Here is a 13,669-nt window from a genome sequence, read left to right as displayed (position 1 = left end):
CGGTCCCGTTTTCCTCCGGGCGTTACGCCTGCCGGGTGACGGCGGCGTTCGTACGGCGCAGGAAGCGGCGCAGCGCGGCGATGTCGAACTGGATCACCGCGACGCCCTCGGGGGAGTGGAACTCGACGACCGCCTGGACGCGGCCGCAGGGCCAGACGCGTACGTCGCCGGTGCCGGTCGGTGCCTGGAGGCCTGCTTCGAGGAGGGCCCGGGGGAAGACCCACTCGTTGTCGGTGCCCTCGGGGGAGAGCCCGGCGGGGAAGACGATCCGTACGGCGAGCGGCTCCGCGGCGGCGAAGCGCAGGGCGACGGGGATCTTCCGGAAGAGCGGGTCGTCGCTGATCACGCGGGCGGTGACGCGGTCCTCGACGGCGGCGGCGACGGCTGTGGCGACGGCGGTGGCGGCTGCGGCCGCGGGGGGATTCTCGGCGGTGGCTGACACGACAAGACTCCTCTTATTCGGAACATATGAGTCCGTATTGCCCCCAGCCTCGCACATTCCCACGAATCCGCGCGGAGGTATTTGTGCCGCCGACGCTCTTGCCAACGGTTTGCAATTGGGCACTATTCTTAAGCGGTTAAAGATTTTGTCAGCTCAAGGACCGCAGGAAGCGGAGCAGCCCCATGCATGTGCCCGACGGCTTCATCGACGCCCCCGTCTCCATCGCCGCAGGTGTCGCCGCCGCGGGCGCGGTGGCCGTGAGCCTCCGCGGCGCCCGCCGAGAGCTCGACGAGCGGGCGGCGCCGCTGGCCGGTCTCGTCGCCGCGTTCATCTTCGCCGTCCAGATGCTGAACTTCCCCGTAGCCGCCGGCACCAGCGGACACCTGCTGGGCGGGGCGCTCGCCGCGATCCTGGTGGGCCCCTACACGGGCGTGCTGTGCGTGTCCGTGGTGCTGCTCATGCAGGGCGTCCTGTTCGCCGACGGCGGGCTGACCGCCCTCGGGGTCAACGTCGTGAACATGGCCGTCGTGACCGTGGTCGTCGCGTACGCCGTCTTCCGCGGGCTGCTGAAGCTCCTGCCCGACACCCGGCGCTCGGTCACCGTCGCCGCCTTCGCCGGAGCACTGCTCTCGGTGCCCGGCGCGGCCGTCGCGTTCACCCTCCTGTACGCCCTCGGCGGGACCACCGACGTGCCGCTCGGCAAGGTGTTCACCGCCATGGTCGGCGTGCACGTGCTGATCGGCATCGGCGAGGCCGTGATCACCGCCGCGACCGTGGGCGCCGTCCTGGCCGTACGCCCGGACCTGGTGCACGGCGCGCGCGGGCTGGCCGCGCCGCTGAAGCTGCGCGTCGGCGGCGAGCTGGTCGACGCCCCGCCGGCGGCCGCGGCTCCGGTCGCGGCGCCCGCCGCCGCCCGCTCCACGAAGCCCGTGTGGATCACCGGCCTGGTCACCGCCCTCGTCCTGGCCGGCTTCGTCTCCTTCTACGCCTCCACCAGCCCCGACGGCCTGGAGAAGGTCGCCGCCGACAAGGGCATCGACCGGAACGTCAAGGAACACGCCACCGCCGACTCCCCGCTCGCCGACTACGGCGTCAAGGACGTCGACGACGCCCGCCTCTCCGGCGGCCTCGCCGGGGTCATCGGCGTCGGCGCGACCGTCGCCGTCGGCACCGGGATCTTCTGGACCGTACGCCGCCGGCGCGCGGAAGACCTGACGGCCGCCTCCACCTCCTCGACCGCTTCCACGGCGGTCTGAGATGGGCGCGGGCCACGCCCACAAGCTCTACCGGCACGGACACTCGCCGATCCACGCCCTGCCGCCGCACTGCAAGCTGGCCGCGGCCTTCGCCTTCGTCGTGGTCGTCGTCTCCACACCGCGCGAGGCGGTGTGGGCCTTCGGCCTGTACGCCGTCCTCATCGCGGCCGTCGCGGCCGCGGCCCGGATCCCGGCCGGCTTCCTGCTGCGGCGGTTGCTGATCGAGGTCCCGTTCGTGGCGTTCGCCGTGCTCATGCCCTTCGTGGCGCAGGGCGAGCGGGTGGAGGTGCTCGGCATGTCGCTCAGCGTCTCGGGCCTGTGGGGCGCCTGGAACGTCCTGGCCAAGGGCACGCTCGGGGTCGCCGCGTCCGTCCTGCTCGCCTCGACCACCGAGCTGCGGGCGCTGCTGCTCGGGCTCCAGCGGCTGAAGCTGCCGCCGCTGCTGGTGCAGATCGCCTCCTTCATGATCCGGTACGGCGACGTGATCACCGACGAGCTGCGGCGGATGTCGATCGCCCGGCGCTCGCGCGGGTTCGAGGCCAGCGGGATCCGGCACTGGGGGGTGCTGGCCAAGACAGCCGGAGCCCTGTTCATCCGCTCCTACGAGCGCGGCGAGCGGGTCCACCTCGCGATGGTCAGCCGCGGCTACGCCGGCTCGATGCCGGTGATCGACGAAGTCGTGGCCACCCGCGCCCAGTGGGCGTACGCGGCCGTACTCCCGGCGGCGGCGCTCGCCGTCTGTCTGATGGGATGGACCCTGTGACTCGCTCTGCCTCCCCCTCGGCCACTCCCGCGGCCCCTGCCCCTCCCGCCTCCCTCGAGGTCTCCGGCCTCGCGTACGCCTATCCGGACGGGCACCAGGCCCTCTTCGGCGTGGACCTGACCGTCGGACAGGGCGAACGGGTGGCCCTGCTCGGCCCGAACGGAGCGGGCAAGACCACGCTGGTGCTGCACCTCAACGGCATCCTCGGCGGCGGCGTCGGCACCGTCACGGTGGCCGGGCTGCCGGTCGAGAAGCGGAACTTCGCCGAGGTCCGGCGCCGGGTCGGCATCGTCTTCCAGGACCCGGACGACCAGCTGTTCATGCCGACCGTGCGGGAGGACGTGGCCTTCGGCCCGGCGGCCGCCGGGATGCGGGGCGCGGAGCTGGAGGCGCGGGTCCGGGAGGCGCTGGAGCAGGTGGGCATGGAGGCCTTCGCGGACCGGCCGCCGCACCACCTGTCGTTCGGGCAGCGCCGCCGGGTCGCGGTGGCGACCGTACTGGCCATGCGGCCGGAGATCCTGGTCCTCGACGAGCCCTCGTCCAACCTGGACCCGGCCTCGCGGCGCGAGCTCGCCGACATCCTGCGCTCGCTGGACGTGACGGTGCTGATGGTGACCCACGACCTGCCGTACGCGCTGGAGCTGTGCCCCCGGTCGGTGATCCTGAGCGAGGGGGTCATCGCGGCCGACGGGCGTACGCAGGACCTGCTGTGCGACGAGGAGCTGATGCGGGCGCACCGGCTCGAGCTGCCGTTCGGGTTCGACCCGCGCTCGGTGTCGGTGGCCTAGTCCGTGTCTTTCGGATCAGGCCGGGCCGGAGCGGTGGCATAAGTCCGACCAGGCGATTGTTGGACCGCTCGTGGAGATCCAGGGTGAGGTGACGGCGGGCTTCGAGGCCGTCCGGGACGCTTTCGTACGCAACTTCGAGGTGCTCGGGGACCGGGGCGCGGCCGTGGCCGTGTACCGGGACGGCCGGAAGGTCGTGGACCTGTGGGCGGGCCCGAAGGACGTCGAGGGCGGCGAGGGCGGCGACGCCGGCGCCGGCGAGCCATGGGCGGCCGGCACCGCGCAGGTGGTGCGCTCGGCCACCAAGGGCGTGGCCGCCGTCGTACCGCTGCTGCTGCACCAGCGGGGGCTGCTGGACCTGGACGCCCCGGTGGGGGCGTACTGGCCGGAGTTCAAGGCGGGCGGCAAGGAGCGGGCGCGGGTACGGGACCTGCTCGCGCACCGGGCGGCCGTACCGGCGCTGGACGCGCCGCTGACGCCGTCGGAGGCCGCGGACGGGATTTCGGGGGCGCGTGCGGTCGCCGGGCAGCGGGCCTTCTGGGAGCCGGGTTCCGCGCACGGCTACCACGCGCAGACGTACAGCTGGCTGCTGTCGGAGCTGGTGCTGCGGGTGACCGGGGCCTCGCTGGGCCAGTGGCTGGCGCAGGAGGTCACGGGCCCGCGGGGGCTGGAGTTCTGGATCGGCCTGCCGGCGGGGGAGACGGGGCGCGTGGGCCGGGTGGGGCCGGTGGAGCCGCCGTCCGGGATGGCGGGGGGACTCAAGACGCGTCCGCGGAGAAACGTTTCGGATGCCTGGGCGGACCCGTCCTCGCTGACCCGGCAGGCGTTCGCGGCGATCACTCCGCTGCCGGACGAGAACGACCCGGAGTTCCGGGCGGCGGAACTCCCGGCTTCGGCGGGCATCGGCACGGCGCGCGGCCTGGCGGGCGTGTACGCGGCGCTGCTGGGCGACACGCAGGACGGCGCGGGGCTGTTCACCCCGCAGACGCGCCGGCTGGCGGGTACGGAGCTGTCGTCCGGGCCGGACCGGGTCCTGGTGGTCAACACGCGGTTCGGCCCGGGCTACATGCTGCACAGCCCGGCGTCGCCGCTGCTGTCGGCGGGGTCGTTCGGGCATCCGGGGCGCGGCGGGTCCCTGGGCTTCGCGGACCCGGAGGCGGGCGTCGCCTTCGGCTACGTGACGAACGCCCACGCCAAGTCGGTCACCGCCGACCCCCGGGCCCAGTCCCTGCTCCGCGCCGTCCGCGCCTCGCTCTGACCGCTCCGGGGCCCCGCGCCTCGAACTCCCCCCAGAGGGGGGGGAGTCCCGGGCGGTGCCGGCATGCGCTCGGCGGACGGAGTTCGCCGCAGCGGCCCGAAGCCCGGGAGGCGCCCCGGCGCCGAGCGGTGCGAGCGTCGCGTCAGGAGGAGGAGGAGGCGTTCAGGACCGTCGCCACCATGGGGCCCGCCGCGTCGCCGCCGTGGCCGCCCGCCTCGACCATCGCCGCCGCGGCCACGTCTCCGCTGTAGCCCGTGAACCAGCTGTCCGGGCTGCCCGCGCCGTCGACCTCCGCCGAGCCGGTCTTCGCTCCCTTGTCGGAGCCGCCCACCGAGCTCATCGCCTGCGCCGCCGTGCCGCTGGTCGCCGTCAGCTTCATCATCCGCACCAGCTGCTGCTGGACCGACGGCTTCATCTGCCGCGCCGCCTGCGCGATCGGCCGGCCGTCGAGCTCCGGCGAGACGAGCAGGGGCTGGTGGAAGACCCCGCTGCGCGCGGTGGCCGTGAACGAGGCGACGTTCAGCGGGTTCATGGTGATCCGGCCCTGCCCGATGTACTCGGCGGCCGCCTCCGCGCCCTTCGCCTCCGGCACCTGGCCGTCCGTCGAGCGGATGCCCGTCTTCCAGTTGTCCAGCCCGAGGCCGAAGACCTCCCGGGCCTCCTTCGCGAGCGCCGCGTCGTCGTCGACGTTGTCGATCTGCTTGATGAAGGCGGTGTTGCAGGACTTGGCGAAGCTGGTCGCGAAGTTCGCGCCCGGCAGTTCGAAGTTGTTCAGGTTGTGGAAGGAGCGGCCGCCCCAGGAGGCCTCCTTGGTGCACTCCGCCGGCCGGTCGGCCGCCGCCTGGCCCCGGTCGATCAGCATCGCCGCCGTCACGACCTTCATCGTCGAGCCGGGCGCCCGCCGCCCCTCCATCGCCGCGTTGAAGCCGTCCTTGCGGTTGTTGGCGACGGCCAGGATGTGCCCGTTGCCCGTCTGGACGGCGACCACCGAGGACTCCGGGTACTTGGCGACGGCCTTCTCGGCCGCCGCCTGCACCTTGGCGTCCAGGTACGTCTTCAGCGTGCTCGGCTCCCCCTCCGCCAGCGTCAGCAGGGTCCGCTTCGGAGCGTCCTGCGCGGCCGGCTCGATCCACAGCTCGGCCCCGGTCTTGCCGCCCAGCTTCCCGCCGTACGTCTGGCGCAGCTGGTCGAGGACCTGCCGCAGCGACGGGTACTTCTCGGCGCTGAGCTCCTCGCCATTGCGGTCCACGGCCTTGACCGGCGGGGCCGCGGGCGCGCCCGCGCGCAGCTTCTCGTCCTTCTGCAACTGCGGGTGGATCACCGACGGCTGCCAGTCGACGAGCGGCTTCCCGCTGGTCAGCCCGCGTACGACGGTCAGCTTGGACTCGTACGCGAGCGGCTTGGTGGCGCCCTCGTAGGTGATCTCCGCGGCGACGGCGAACGGGATGGTCGTGCCCGTCTGCGTCCCCGGAGTGATCACGGCCTTGGACACGTACGCCTTGGCCCGGTAGTCGGCCACGGCGCTCTGCGCGGCCTGCACGTTGTTCGTCAACTCGGCTGCCGCATGCGCGTCCCCGGCCGCCCATGCGGCGAAGAAGGCCTTCGCGGTCTGCGCGGCCTCCTTGTCCGTGACCGGCCCGCTGCCCTTCCCGGCCGCGGCGGTGGTCTCGCCGCCCTTGCCGCCGTCCTTGCCGTCGCCGTCCCCGACCAGCGCGTACACCCCGTACCCGGCCCCGCCGAGCATCGCGAGGAACACCCCGCCGACGATGGCCCCCTTCGTCGCCCCGTTCACGTACGTTCCTCCCCAGATCCCCGTATTCTCTGAACGCGTTCAAAGAACCTCTGGTGCGGACCTTACTCTGTGCAAACGGGGCACGTACAGCTTGTTACCAGACCGGAACAACCGGCCGGTCAGTTGACCGCCACCTTGGTTCCGTCGGGGAGCACACACCAGGTTCCGCCGTAGGGCTGGCTCGTCACCGTTCCGCCCTGGTCCGTGCACTCCGCGGACGTGATGGTCGGGGCCGCCGCCTGGGCCGTCGCGGCACCGAGGGCGCTCGCGCCGGCCAGGGTCGCCGTGGCGAGAGCGAGGCCGAGCAGTCGTCGTATGCGCATGGCTCTTCACCTCCTTCTTCCAGCATGGGCACGGCCCGCCACCCCCGCGAACGGTGACGGGCCGTGCCCATGCGGACCCCGCGGCGCCTAGACCCAGCTGTCCAGCCACATGCGGCCGCGCCAGGAGTCCATCGGGAGCGTCTGGCCCGTGTAGATCGGCCAGAAATAGATGAAGTTCCAGATGATCAGGAGGACCAGCACGCCCGCCGCGATCGCGCCCAGCGCGCGCCTGCGTTCCGACGAGCCCGCCGGGCCCAGCAGGGCGCCGATCATCATCGCCACCGCCAGACACAGGTACGGGACGAAGACCACCGCGTAGAAGAAGAAGATGGTCCGCTCCTGGTAGTTGAACCAGGGCAGCAGGCCCGCACCCAGCGCGCACGCGATCGCGCCCGCCCGCCAGTCGCGGCGGAAGAACCACCGCCACAGCACGTACAGCAGCGCGAAGCAGCCCGCCCACCACAGCAGCGGGGTGCCCAGGGCCAGCACCTCGCGGGCGCACTTGCCCGCCTCCGTCGCCGGGCAGCCGTCCGTCCCCGGGTCGGGGGACTCGTAGAAATAGGAGACGGGCCGGCCCAGGACCAGCCAGCTCCACGGGTTCGACTCGTACGTGTGTCCCGAGGTCAGGCCGACGTGGAACTTGTAGACCTCGGTCTCGTAGTGCCACAGGCTGCGCAGCCACTCCGGCAGGAACGACAGCGAACTGCCCTGGTCGTTCTTGGCCGCCCAGTCGCGGAAGTAACCGCCCTTGCCGTTGTCGGGGGACAGGATCCAGCCGGTCCACGAGGCCAGGTACACCGCGATCGCCACCGGCACCGTCGACAGGAAGCCCGGCAGCGCGTCACGGCGCAGCATCGCCGCGTACGGGGCGCCCGCCCCGGCGGTGCGGCGCGCGGCCGCGTCCCACAGGACGGTCAGCACGCCGAAGAACGCCAGCACGATCAGGCCGTTCCACTTCGTGCCGAACGCCAGGCCCAGACAGACGCCCGCCAGGATCCGGTACGGGCGCCAGCCCAGGCGCAGCGTCTCGGCGACGGTGACGTCCGGGCGGGTGCGCCCCTCCTCGTCCACCGGCAGCGCGTCCGCGAGTCTGGCCCGCGCCCGGTCCCGGTCGACGAGCAGCGCCCCGAAGGCGCCCAGCACGAAGAACATCAGCACCAGGTCGAGCAGCGCGGTCCGGCTCATCACCAGGTGCAGGCCGTCCACCGCGAGCAGCGCGCCCGCGAGGCAGCCCAGGAAGGTGGAGCGGAACAGGCGGCGCCCGATCCGGCACAGCATCAGCACCGACAGCGTGCCGAGCACCGCCGTCATGAACCGCCAGCCGAACGGGGTGAAGCCGAACATCCACTCGCCGAGCCCGATGACCCACTTGCCGACCGGCGGGTGCACGACGTACCCGGGGTCCAGCGGGACGGAGATCCCGTCGGGGTTGGCGAGGATCGACTTGTCGATGTCCTTCGGCCAGCTCGCCTCGTAGCCCTGCCGGATCGTGGCCCAGGCGTCCTTGGCGTAATACGTCTCGTCGAATATCACCGCCTTCGGGCTGCCCAGGTGCACGAAGCGCAGCACCCCGGCCACCAGCGCCACCAGCACCGGCCCGGCCCACGCCAGCACGCGCTGCCAGGTGCCCACCGCGGAGGGCGGGACCCCGAGCGCCGTCCACAGCTGCGCGGAGGGCCGGGCGTACGGGGGCACCAGGCGGGCGCGGAGGTCCGGACTCGGGGCGTCCGCGCGCCCGGGGCCCGCGCGCCGGGCGGCGGCGTCGGCGGGCGGCGCGTAGCCGAAGCTGCGCAGGCGGCGCAGCCAGGTGGACGGCTGGTCTACGCGCCCCGCCGGAGGGGCGGGCGGGGCCCCCGCGGGGCTGGGCGGCGGCGTCGCGGTACTGGTCACCGGGTCATCGTAGGGAACGCAGCTGTGCGAACCCCAGTGCCGGGGACCGTCGGTGCGTGTGCCGGGTGGGACGGACGACCTGAGCCCGTGGGAGGGATGACGTGTGCCGGGTGGGACGGCTGAGAGGATGGGCGGGTGACGACTGACCAGCCCACCGGCTCCGAAACCCCCTCCTCGGCCCTCTCCTCGACCTCCTCCTCGACCTCCTCCTCCGCGGGCGTGCTCGTGCTCGCCGGCACCCCGATCGGCGATCTCGCCGACGCCCCGCCGCGGCTCGCGGCCGAGCTGGAGCGGGCCGACGTGGTCGCCGCCGAGGACACCCGGCGGCTGCGCCGGCTGACCCAGGGGCTCGGCGTGCACACCACCGGGCGCGTCGTCTCGTACTTCGAGGGCAACGAATCGGCGCGCACCCCGGAGCTGGTCGAGGCGCTGGAGCAGGGCAAGCGCGTGCTGCTGGTGACCGACGCCGGCATGCCGTCCGTCTCCGACCCCGGCTACCGCCTGGTCGCCGCCGCCGTCGAGAAGGACATCAAGGTCACCGCCGTGCCCGGGCCGTCCGCGGTGCTCACCGCGCTCGCCCTGTCGGGGCTGCCGGTGGACCGCTTCTGCTTCGAGGGGTTCCTGCCGCGCAAGGCGGGCGAGCGCCTCGGCCGGCTCCGCGAGGTCGAGGGCGAACGCCGCACGCTCGTCTACTTCGAGGCTCCGCACCGGCTCGACGACACCCTCGCCGCGATGGCCGAGGTCTTCGGCGCCGACCGGCGGGCCGCCGTGTGCCGCGAGCTGACCAAGACGTACGAGGAGGTCAAGCGCGGCGGGCTCGGCGAGCTGGCGGCCTGGGCCGCCGAGGGCGTGCGCGGCGAGATCACCGTCGTCGTGGAGGGCGCACCGGCGGCCCGGCCCGGCGACGTGGACGCCGAGGAGCTGGTGCGCAGGGTGCGCGTGCGCGAGGAGGCCGGGGAGCGTCGAAAAGAAGCCATCGCGGCGGTCGCGGCCGAGGCGGGAGTACCCAAGCGGGAGGTCTTCGACGCGGTCGTCGCGGCAAAGAATGCGGCTCAAAAGATGCTGTAAGACGGTAAAGAGCTAACCTGAAAAGCAAAGCTCAGACCGCGCACCGGGCGTCTTGGGGCATGACTCGCCCAAAGACCGTCCAACAGTAGACAGGGCCTGATGCGCTCCCGCCTGAAGAGGCGTCCACTGGCAATGGCACCAGTGGAACAAGAGGAGCTGGCATGAGTGAGATCGCAGACACCTCGGTACCCGTACCCGCGCCCGCAGTGGCCGTACCCGTCTCCGTGCCGAAGCCTGGTGTGCACACCGTGCACGAGGCGTACTCCTTCGCGTGCATGAAGTGCGGCTACGCCTGGGAGCAGGGCTACGAGATCGAGCACCACGTCGACGGCAACGGCCAGCCCTTCATCATCTACACCGTCCAGGGCGAGCGGGTCCCTTCCCCGCTCTCGAACCCGACCTGCCACAACTGTGACGGGCACGTGGTGCGGATCATGCGCGAAGGCCAGGTGTCCTCGGTGCTCGGCACGATCGACAAGCTCTACCACCACCGCATCTCGCCCGGGATCGCCGGCCCGGTGCCGGCCGGCGCGAACGTCCCGCGGGCCCCGAAGCAGCGCAAGGCCCCCCAGCGCGGCGCCCCCGGGCACGTCCCGGCGGACGAGGCCGGGGAGCGCGGGGGCTGGCTCTCCCGGCTGATGAGGCGCCTGCGCCGGTCGTGAGGACCCGGTCATAAGATCGGCCCCATGAGCACTGCCGCCAACGCCTCCAAGGACGCCTCCAAGGACACCCCGCCGCCGCTGCCCGAACCCCTCCGGGTGGCGGTGGCGGACTCCCACACCCACCTGGACATGCAGCGCGGCACCGTCGAGGAGGGCCTCGCCAAGGCCGCCTCGGTCGGCGTGACCACCGTCGTCCAGGTCGGCTGCGACGTGAAGGGGTCCCGCTGGGCGGCCGAGACCGCCGCCGCGTACGAGAACGTCCACGCGGCCGTCGCCCTTCACCCGAACGAAGCACCCCGCATCGTGCTCGGCGACCCCGACGGCTGGTCCCGGCAGGGGGCCCGGCCCGGCGGCGGCGAGGCCGCGCTCGACGAGGCGCTGGCCGAGATCGAGGAGCTCGCGAAGCTCGCGCACGTCAAGGCCGTCGGCGAGACCGGGCTGGACTACTTCCGCACCGGACCCGACGGAATGGCCGCACAGGAGCGTTCCTTCCGCGCCCACATCGAGATCGCGAAGCGTCGGGACAAGGCCCTGGTCATCCACGACCGCGAGGCCCACGCCGACGTCCTGCGCATCCTGCGCGAGGAGGGCGCGCCCGAGCGCACCGTCTTCCACTGCTACTCCGGTGACGCCGAGATGGCGCGCGAGTGCGCCGCCGCCGGGTACTACATGTCGTTCGCCGGGACCGTCACCTTCAAGAACGCCACGCCGCTGCGCGAGGCCCTCGCCGCGGCCCCGCAGGAACTGGTGCTCGTCGAGACCGACGCCCCGTACCTCACCCCGGCGCCGTACCGCGGACGGCCCAACGCGCCTTACCTCATTCCGCTGACGGTACGGGCGATGGCGGCCGTGCGCGGGATCGGCGAGGACGCGATGGCAACCGCCCTGGCGGCGAACACGGCCCGCGCCTTCGACTACTGAGGACGGCCCCGCCCGGCCCGGCCGTGCGACACGCAGGGTAGCCGTCCGACTTTGGTGAGTGATGGACGTCCGCTAAGGTGCCGTGCCCGAACCGATGGGGCCGGACCAGTGGAGCGAGCGTCGTGAGCGAGAGTCCTTTCGCCGGGGTGTACGGGTACAAGGCCGTCTCCCCGGACCCCGAGCCCGCCGCGGTGCCCGCCCCGCGCACCGGGGACCGCCGGGCCGCCCGGCGCCGCAAGAGCGCCGAGGCCGTAGCCGTGCCCGTAGCCGTGCCCGTAGCCGTGCCCGTAGCCGTGCCCGCAGCCGTGCCCGCCGCCCCGACCGGACGGCGCCGGGGCGCGCCCGCCGGGGGCACGGACCTCGCGGCCCCCGCCGGCCCCGGCCCCGGAGCGGGCCCCGGACCCGGCACGGGCCGCCGCCGCAGCCCGGACCCCGGCCCCGGCGCCCCAAGCGCCGGAGCCCCCACCGGGCGGCGGCGCCGCAGCGCCCCCGCCGGGACGGTCACGGTCCAGGGCAGCTGGCGGCGGATCGTCCCGCAGGCCCTGGTCGTCGCCTTCCTGGCCGGCGGCACCACGGCCTTCGTCGCCGCCGACAAGTCCGTACGGCTCACCGTGGACGGAGAGCCCCGGACCCTGCACACCTTCGCGGACGACATCGGCGAACTCCTCGCCGCCGAAGGCCTCGGCGTCGGCCCCCACGACCTCGTCGCCCCCGCCCGCACCGAGGCCCTCGACGACGGCGACGAGATCGTCGTCCGCTACGGCCGCCCCCTCCACCTGACCCTCGACGGACAGAGCCGCCAGGTGTGGACCACCGCCGACACCGTCGAGGGGGCGCTGCGCCAGTTCGGCGTCCGCGTCGAGGGCGCCTACCTCTCCGCCCTCCGCACCGCCCCCGTGCCCCGGGCCGGGCTCACCCTCTCCGTCCGCACCGAGCGCAGCGTCACGTTCATGGCGGACGGCCGCGAGACCACCATCCGCACCAACGCCGCCACCGTCCAGGAGGCCCTCGGCCAGGCCGGGATCACCCTCCAGGGCCAGGACACCACCTCGGTCCCGCCCGACTCCTTCCCGCGCGACGGCCAGACCGTCACCGTGCTCCGCATCACCGGCACCCGCGAGGTCCGCGAGGAGCGCATCCCGTACGAGATCGAGCGGACCGAGGACGACGGCCTGTTCGCCGGCACCGAGGTCGTCGAGCGGGCGGGCCGGCCCGGAGCGCGCCGGGTCACGTACGTCCTGCGCACGGTCAACGGGGTCCGCCAGACGCCCCGCAAGGTCGCCGAGGAGACGGTCCGCGAGCCCGTCACCCAGCTCGTCAAGGTCGGTACGAGGCCGCTGCCGGCCTCCGTGGCCGGAGCCGACGGCCTCGACTGGGCGGCACTGGCCCAGTGCGAGTCAGGCGGCCGCCCCTCCGCCACCGACGCCTCGGGCACGTACGGCGGCCTCTACCAGTTCGACGTCCGCACCTGGCAGAGCCTCGGCGGCTCCGGCCGCCCCCAGGACGCCCCGGGCCAGGAACAGACGTACCGGGCGAAGAAGCTCTACGTACAACGGGGCGCGACCCCGTGGCCCCACTGCGGCCGTAGGCTTTACCGGTGAGCACCGCAGAGCAGCAGCCCGAGAGTACGACCAGCACGACCTCCGACGCCCTTCTCGGACCGGCAGACATCCGTGAGCTGGCCGCCGTACTCGGCGTACGGCCGACGAAGCAGAAGGGGCAGAACTTCGTCATCGACGCCAACACGGTGCGCCGCATCGTGCGCACCGCCGAGGTACGGCCCGACGACGTCGTCGTCGAGGTCGGGCCGGGGCTGGGGTCGCTGACGCTCGCGCTGCTGGAGGCCGCCGACCGGGTCACCGCCGTCGAGATCGACGACGTCCTGGCCGCGGCGCTGCCCGCCACCATCGAGGCGCGGATGCCGCAGCGCAAGGACCGCTTCGCGCTGGTGCACTCCGACGCGATGCTGGTGGAGGAGCTGCCCGGGCCGGCGCCGACCGCGCTCGTCGCGAACCTGCCGTACAACGTGGCCGTGCCGGTGCTGCTGACCATGCTGGACCGGTTCCCGACCATCGAGCGCACGCTGGTGATGGTGCAGGCCGAGGTCGCCGACCGGCTGGCCGCCAAGCCGGGCAACAAGGTGTACGGGGTGCCGTCGGTCAAGGCGAACTGGTACGCGGACGTGAAGCGGGCCGGGTCCATCGGCCGCAACGTGTTCTGGCCCGCCCCGAACGTGGACTCGGGCCTGGTCTCGCTGGTGCGGCGGGCCGAGCCGATCAAGACCACCGCCACGAAGGCCGAGGTCTTCGCCGTCGTGGACGCGGCCTTCGCACAGCGCCGCAAGACGCTGCGCGCCGCGCTGGCCGGCTGGGCCGGCTCCGCGGCGGGCGCCGAGCAGGCGCTGGTCGCCGCCGGGGTGTCCCCGCAGGCGCGCGGGGAGTCCCTGACGGTGGAGGAGTTCGCCGCGATCGCCGAGCACAAGCCCGCGGCCGAGAGGCCCGCGCTGTGA

Annotated in this window: 13 protein-coding genes; 9 read left to right on the top strand and 4 right to left on the bottom strand. The window is 73.3% G+C overall.

Going from position 1 to position 13,669, the window contains the following annotated elements:
• Positions 1–22: 22 nt before the first annotated feature.
• On the bottom strand, positions 23–442 hold the full coding sequence (locus IF02_RS0113425; protein WP_030156584.1) for an SsgA family sporulation/cell division regulator: 420 nt from the start codon (positions 440–442) through the stop codon (positions 23–25).
• 182 nt (positions 443–624) lie between these two features.
• Here IF02_RS0113425 and IF02_RS0113420 point away from each other — a divergent pair, with 182 nt between their 5' ends.
• The 4 genes from IF02_RS0113420 to IF02_RS0113405 all read left to right on the top strand — a co-directional run bounded on the left by IF02_RS0113420 (position 625) and on the right by IF02_RS0113405 (position 4,504).
• Positions 625–1,698 carry an energy-coupling factor ABC transporter permease gene (locus IF02_RS0113420; protein ID WP_030156583.1) on the top strand — a complete coding sequence of 358 codons (1,074 nt, stop codon included), beginning with the start codon at positions 625–627 and terminating at the stop codon, positions 1,696–1,698.
• A gap of 1 nt (position 1,699) precedes the next feature.
• Positions 1,700–2,461 carry a cobalt ECF transporter T component CbiQ gene (cbiQ, locus tag IF02_RS0113415; protein WP_030156582.1) on the top strand — a complete coding sequence of 254 codons (762 nt, stop codon included), beginning with the start codon at positions 1,700–1,702 and terminating at the stop codon, positions 2,459–2,461.
• The gene (locus IF02_RS0113410) at positions 2,449–3,249 is read left to right on the top strand and encodes an energy-coupling factor ABC transporter ATP-binding protein (protein ID WP_030156581.1); all 801 of its coding nucleotides are present in this window, start codon (positions 2,449–2,451) and stop codon (positions 3,247–3,249) included. Before cbiQ ends, IF02_RS0113410 begins: the two co-directional genes overlap by 13 nt.
• Before the next feature lie 70 nt (positions 3,250–3,319).
• The gene (locus tag IF02_RS0113405) at positions 3,320–4,504 is read left to right on the top strand and encodes a serine hydrolase domain-containing protein (RefSeq protein ID WP_030156580.1); all 1,185 of its coding nucleotides are present in this window, start codon (positions 3,320–3,322) and stop codon (positions 4,502–4,504) included.
• Between the two features lie 142 nt (positions 4,505–4,646).
• Here IF02_RS0113405 and IF02_RS0113400 read toward each other — a convergent pair whose 3' ends face one another.
• From IF02_RS0113400 to IF02_RS0113390, 3 genes are all read right to left on the bottom strand, one after another.
• Positions 4,647–6,296 carry a penicillin-binding transpeptidase domain-containing protein gene (locus tag IF02_RS0113400; RefSeq protein ID WP_030156579.1) on the bottom strand — a complete coding sequence of 550 codons (1,650 nt, stop codon included), beginning with the start codon at positions 6,294–6,296 and terminating at the stop codon, positions 4,647–4,649.
• Positions 6,297–6,415: 119 nt separating this feature from the next.
• Positions 6,416–6,619 carry a hypothetical protein gene (locus IF02_RS0113395; protein WP_030156578.1) on the bottom strand — a complete coding sequence of 68 codons (204 nt, stop codon included), beginning with the start codon at positions 6,617–6,619 and terminating at the stop codon, positions 6,416–6,418.
• 87 nt (positions 6,620–6,706) lie between these two features.
• Complete coding sequence (locus IF02_RS0113390) at positions 6,707–8,509, bottom strand: dolichyl-phosphate-mannose--protein mannosyltransferase (RefSeq protein ID WP_030156577.1); 1,803 nt, start codon at positions 8,507–8,509, stop codon at positions 6,707–6,709.
• A gap of 219 nt (positions 8,510–8,728) precedes the next feature.
• Here IF02_RS0113390 and rsmI point away from each other — a divergent pair, with 219 nt between their 5' ends.
• The 5 genes from rsmI to rsmA all read left to right on the top strand — a co-directional run bounded on the left by rsmI (position 8,729) and on the right by rsmA (position 13,669).
• Positions 8,729–9,577, top strand: a complete 849-nt coding sequence (gene rsmI, locus IF02_RS0113385; protein ID WP_199809219.1) for a 16S rRNA (cytidine(1402)-2'-O)-methyltransferase — start codon at positions 8,729–8,731, stop codon at positions 9,575–9,577.
• Between the two features lie 161 nt (positions 9,578–9,738).
• Positions 9,739–10,239, top strand: coding sequence for a hypothetical protein (locus IF02_RS0113380; protein WP_030156575.1), 501 nt, complete (start codon positions 9,739–9,741; stop codon positions 10,237–10,239).
• Positions 10,240–10,263: 24 nt separating this feature from the next.
• On the top strand, positions 10,264–11,160 hold the full coding sequence (locus tag IF02_RS0113375) for a TatD family hydrolase (protein ID WP_030156574.1): 897 nt from the start codon (positions 10,264–10,266) through the stop codon (positions 11,158–11,160).
• Positions 11,161–11,282: 122 nt separating this feature from the next.
• Positions 11,283–12,761 (top strand): resuscitation-promoting factor, encoded by a 1,479-nt coding sequence (locus IF02_RS0113370; protein ID WP_234318190.1) that lies wholly within the window; start codon positions 11,283–11,285, stop codon positions 12,759–12,761.
• Positions 12,758–13,669 (top strand): 16S rRNA (adenine(1518)-N(6)/adenine(1519)-N(6))-dimethyltransferase RsmA, encoded by a 912-nt coding sequence (gene rsmA, locus IF02_RS0113365; protein WP_030156572.1) that lies wholly within the window; start codon positions 12,758–12,760, stop codon positions 13,667–13,669. The genes IF02_RS0113370 and rsmA overlap by 4 nt, the downstream gene beginning before the upstream one ends.

The organism is Streptomyces sp. NRRL S-244 (assembly GCF_000717915.1).
Taxonomy (GTDB): domain Bacteria; phylum Actinomycetota; class Actinomycetes; order Streptomycetales; family Streptomycetaceae; genus Streptomyces.
The sequence above is the reverse complement of the archived record's forward strand: the minus strand, read 5'-3'. Positions and strand labels throughout refer to the sequence as shown.

What these genes read in the sequence shown, in the direction of transcription:
- IF02_RS0113420 (WP_030156583.1), top strand. Translation starts at nt 625, where the DNA reads ATGCATGTGCCCGACGGCTTCATCGACGCCCCCGTCTCCATCGCCGCA.
- cbiQ (WP_030156582.1), top strand. Translation starts at nt 1,700, where the DNA reads ATGGGCGCGGGCCACGCCCACAAGCTCTACCGGCACGGACACTCGCCG.
- IF02_RS0113410 (WP_030156581.1), top strand. Translation starts at nt 2,449, where the DNA reads ATGGACCCTGTGACTCGCTCTGCCTCCCCCTCGGCCACTCCCGCGGCC.
- IF02_RS0113395 (WP_030156578.1), bottom strand. Translation starts at nt 6,619, where the DNA reads ATGCGCATACGACGACTGCTCGGCCTCGCTCTCGCCACGGCGACCCTG.
- IF02_RS0113380 (WP_030156575.1), top strand. Translation starts at nt 9,739, where the DNA reads ATGAGTGAGATCGCAGACACCTCGGTACCCGTACCCGCGCCCGCAGTG.
- IF02_RS0113375 (WP_030156574.1), top strand. Translation starts at nt 10,264, where the DNA reads ATGAGCACTGCCGCCAACGCCTCCAAGGACGCCTCCAAGGACACCCCG.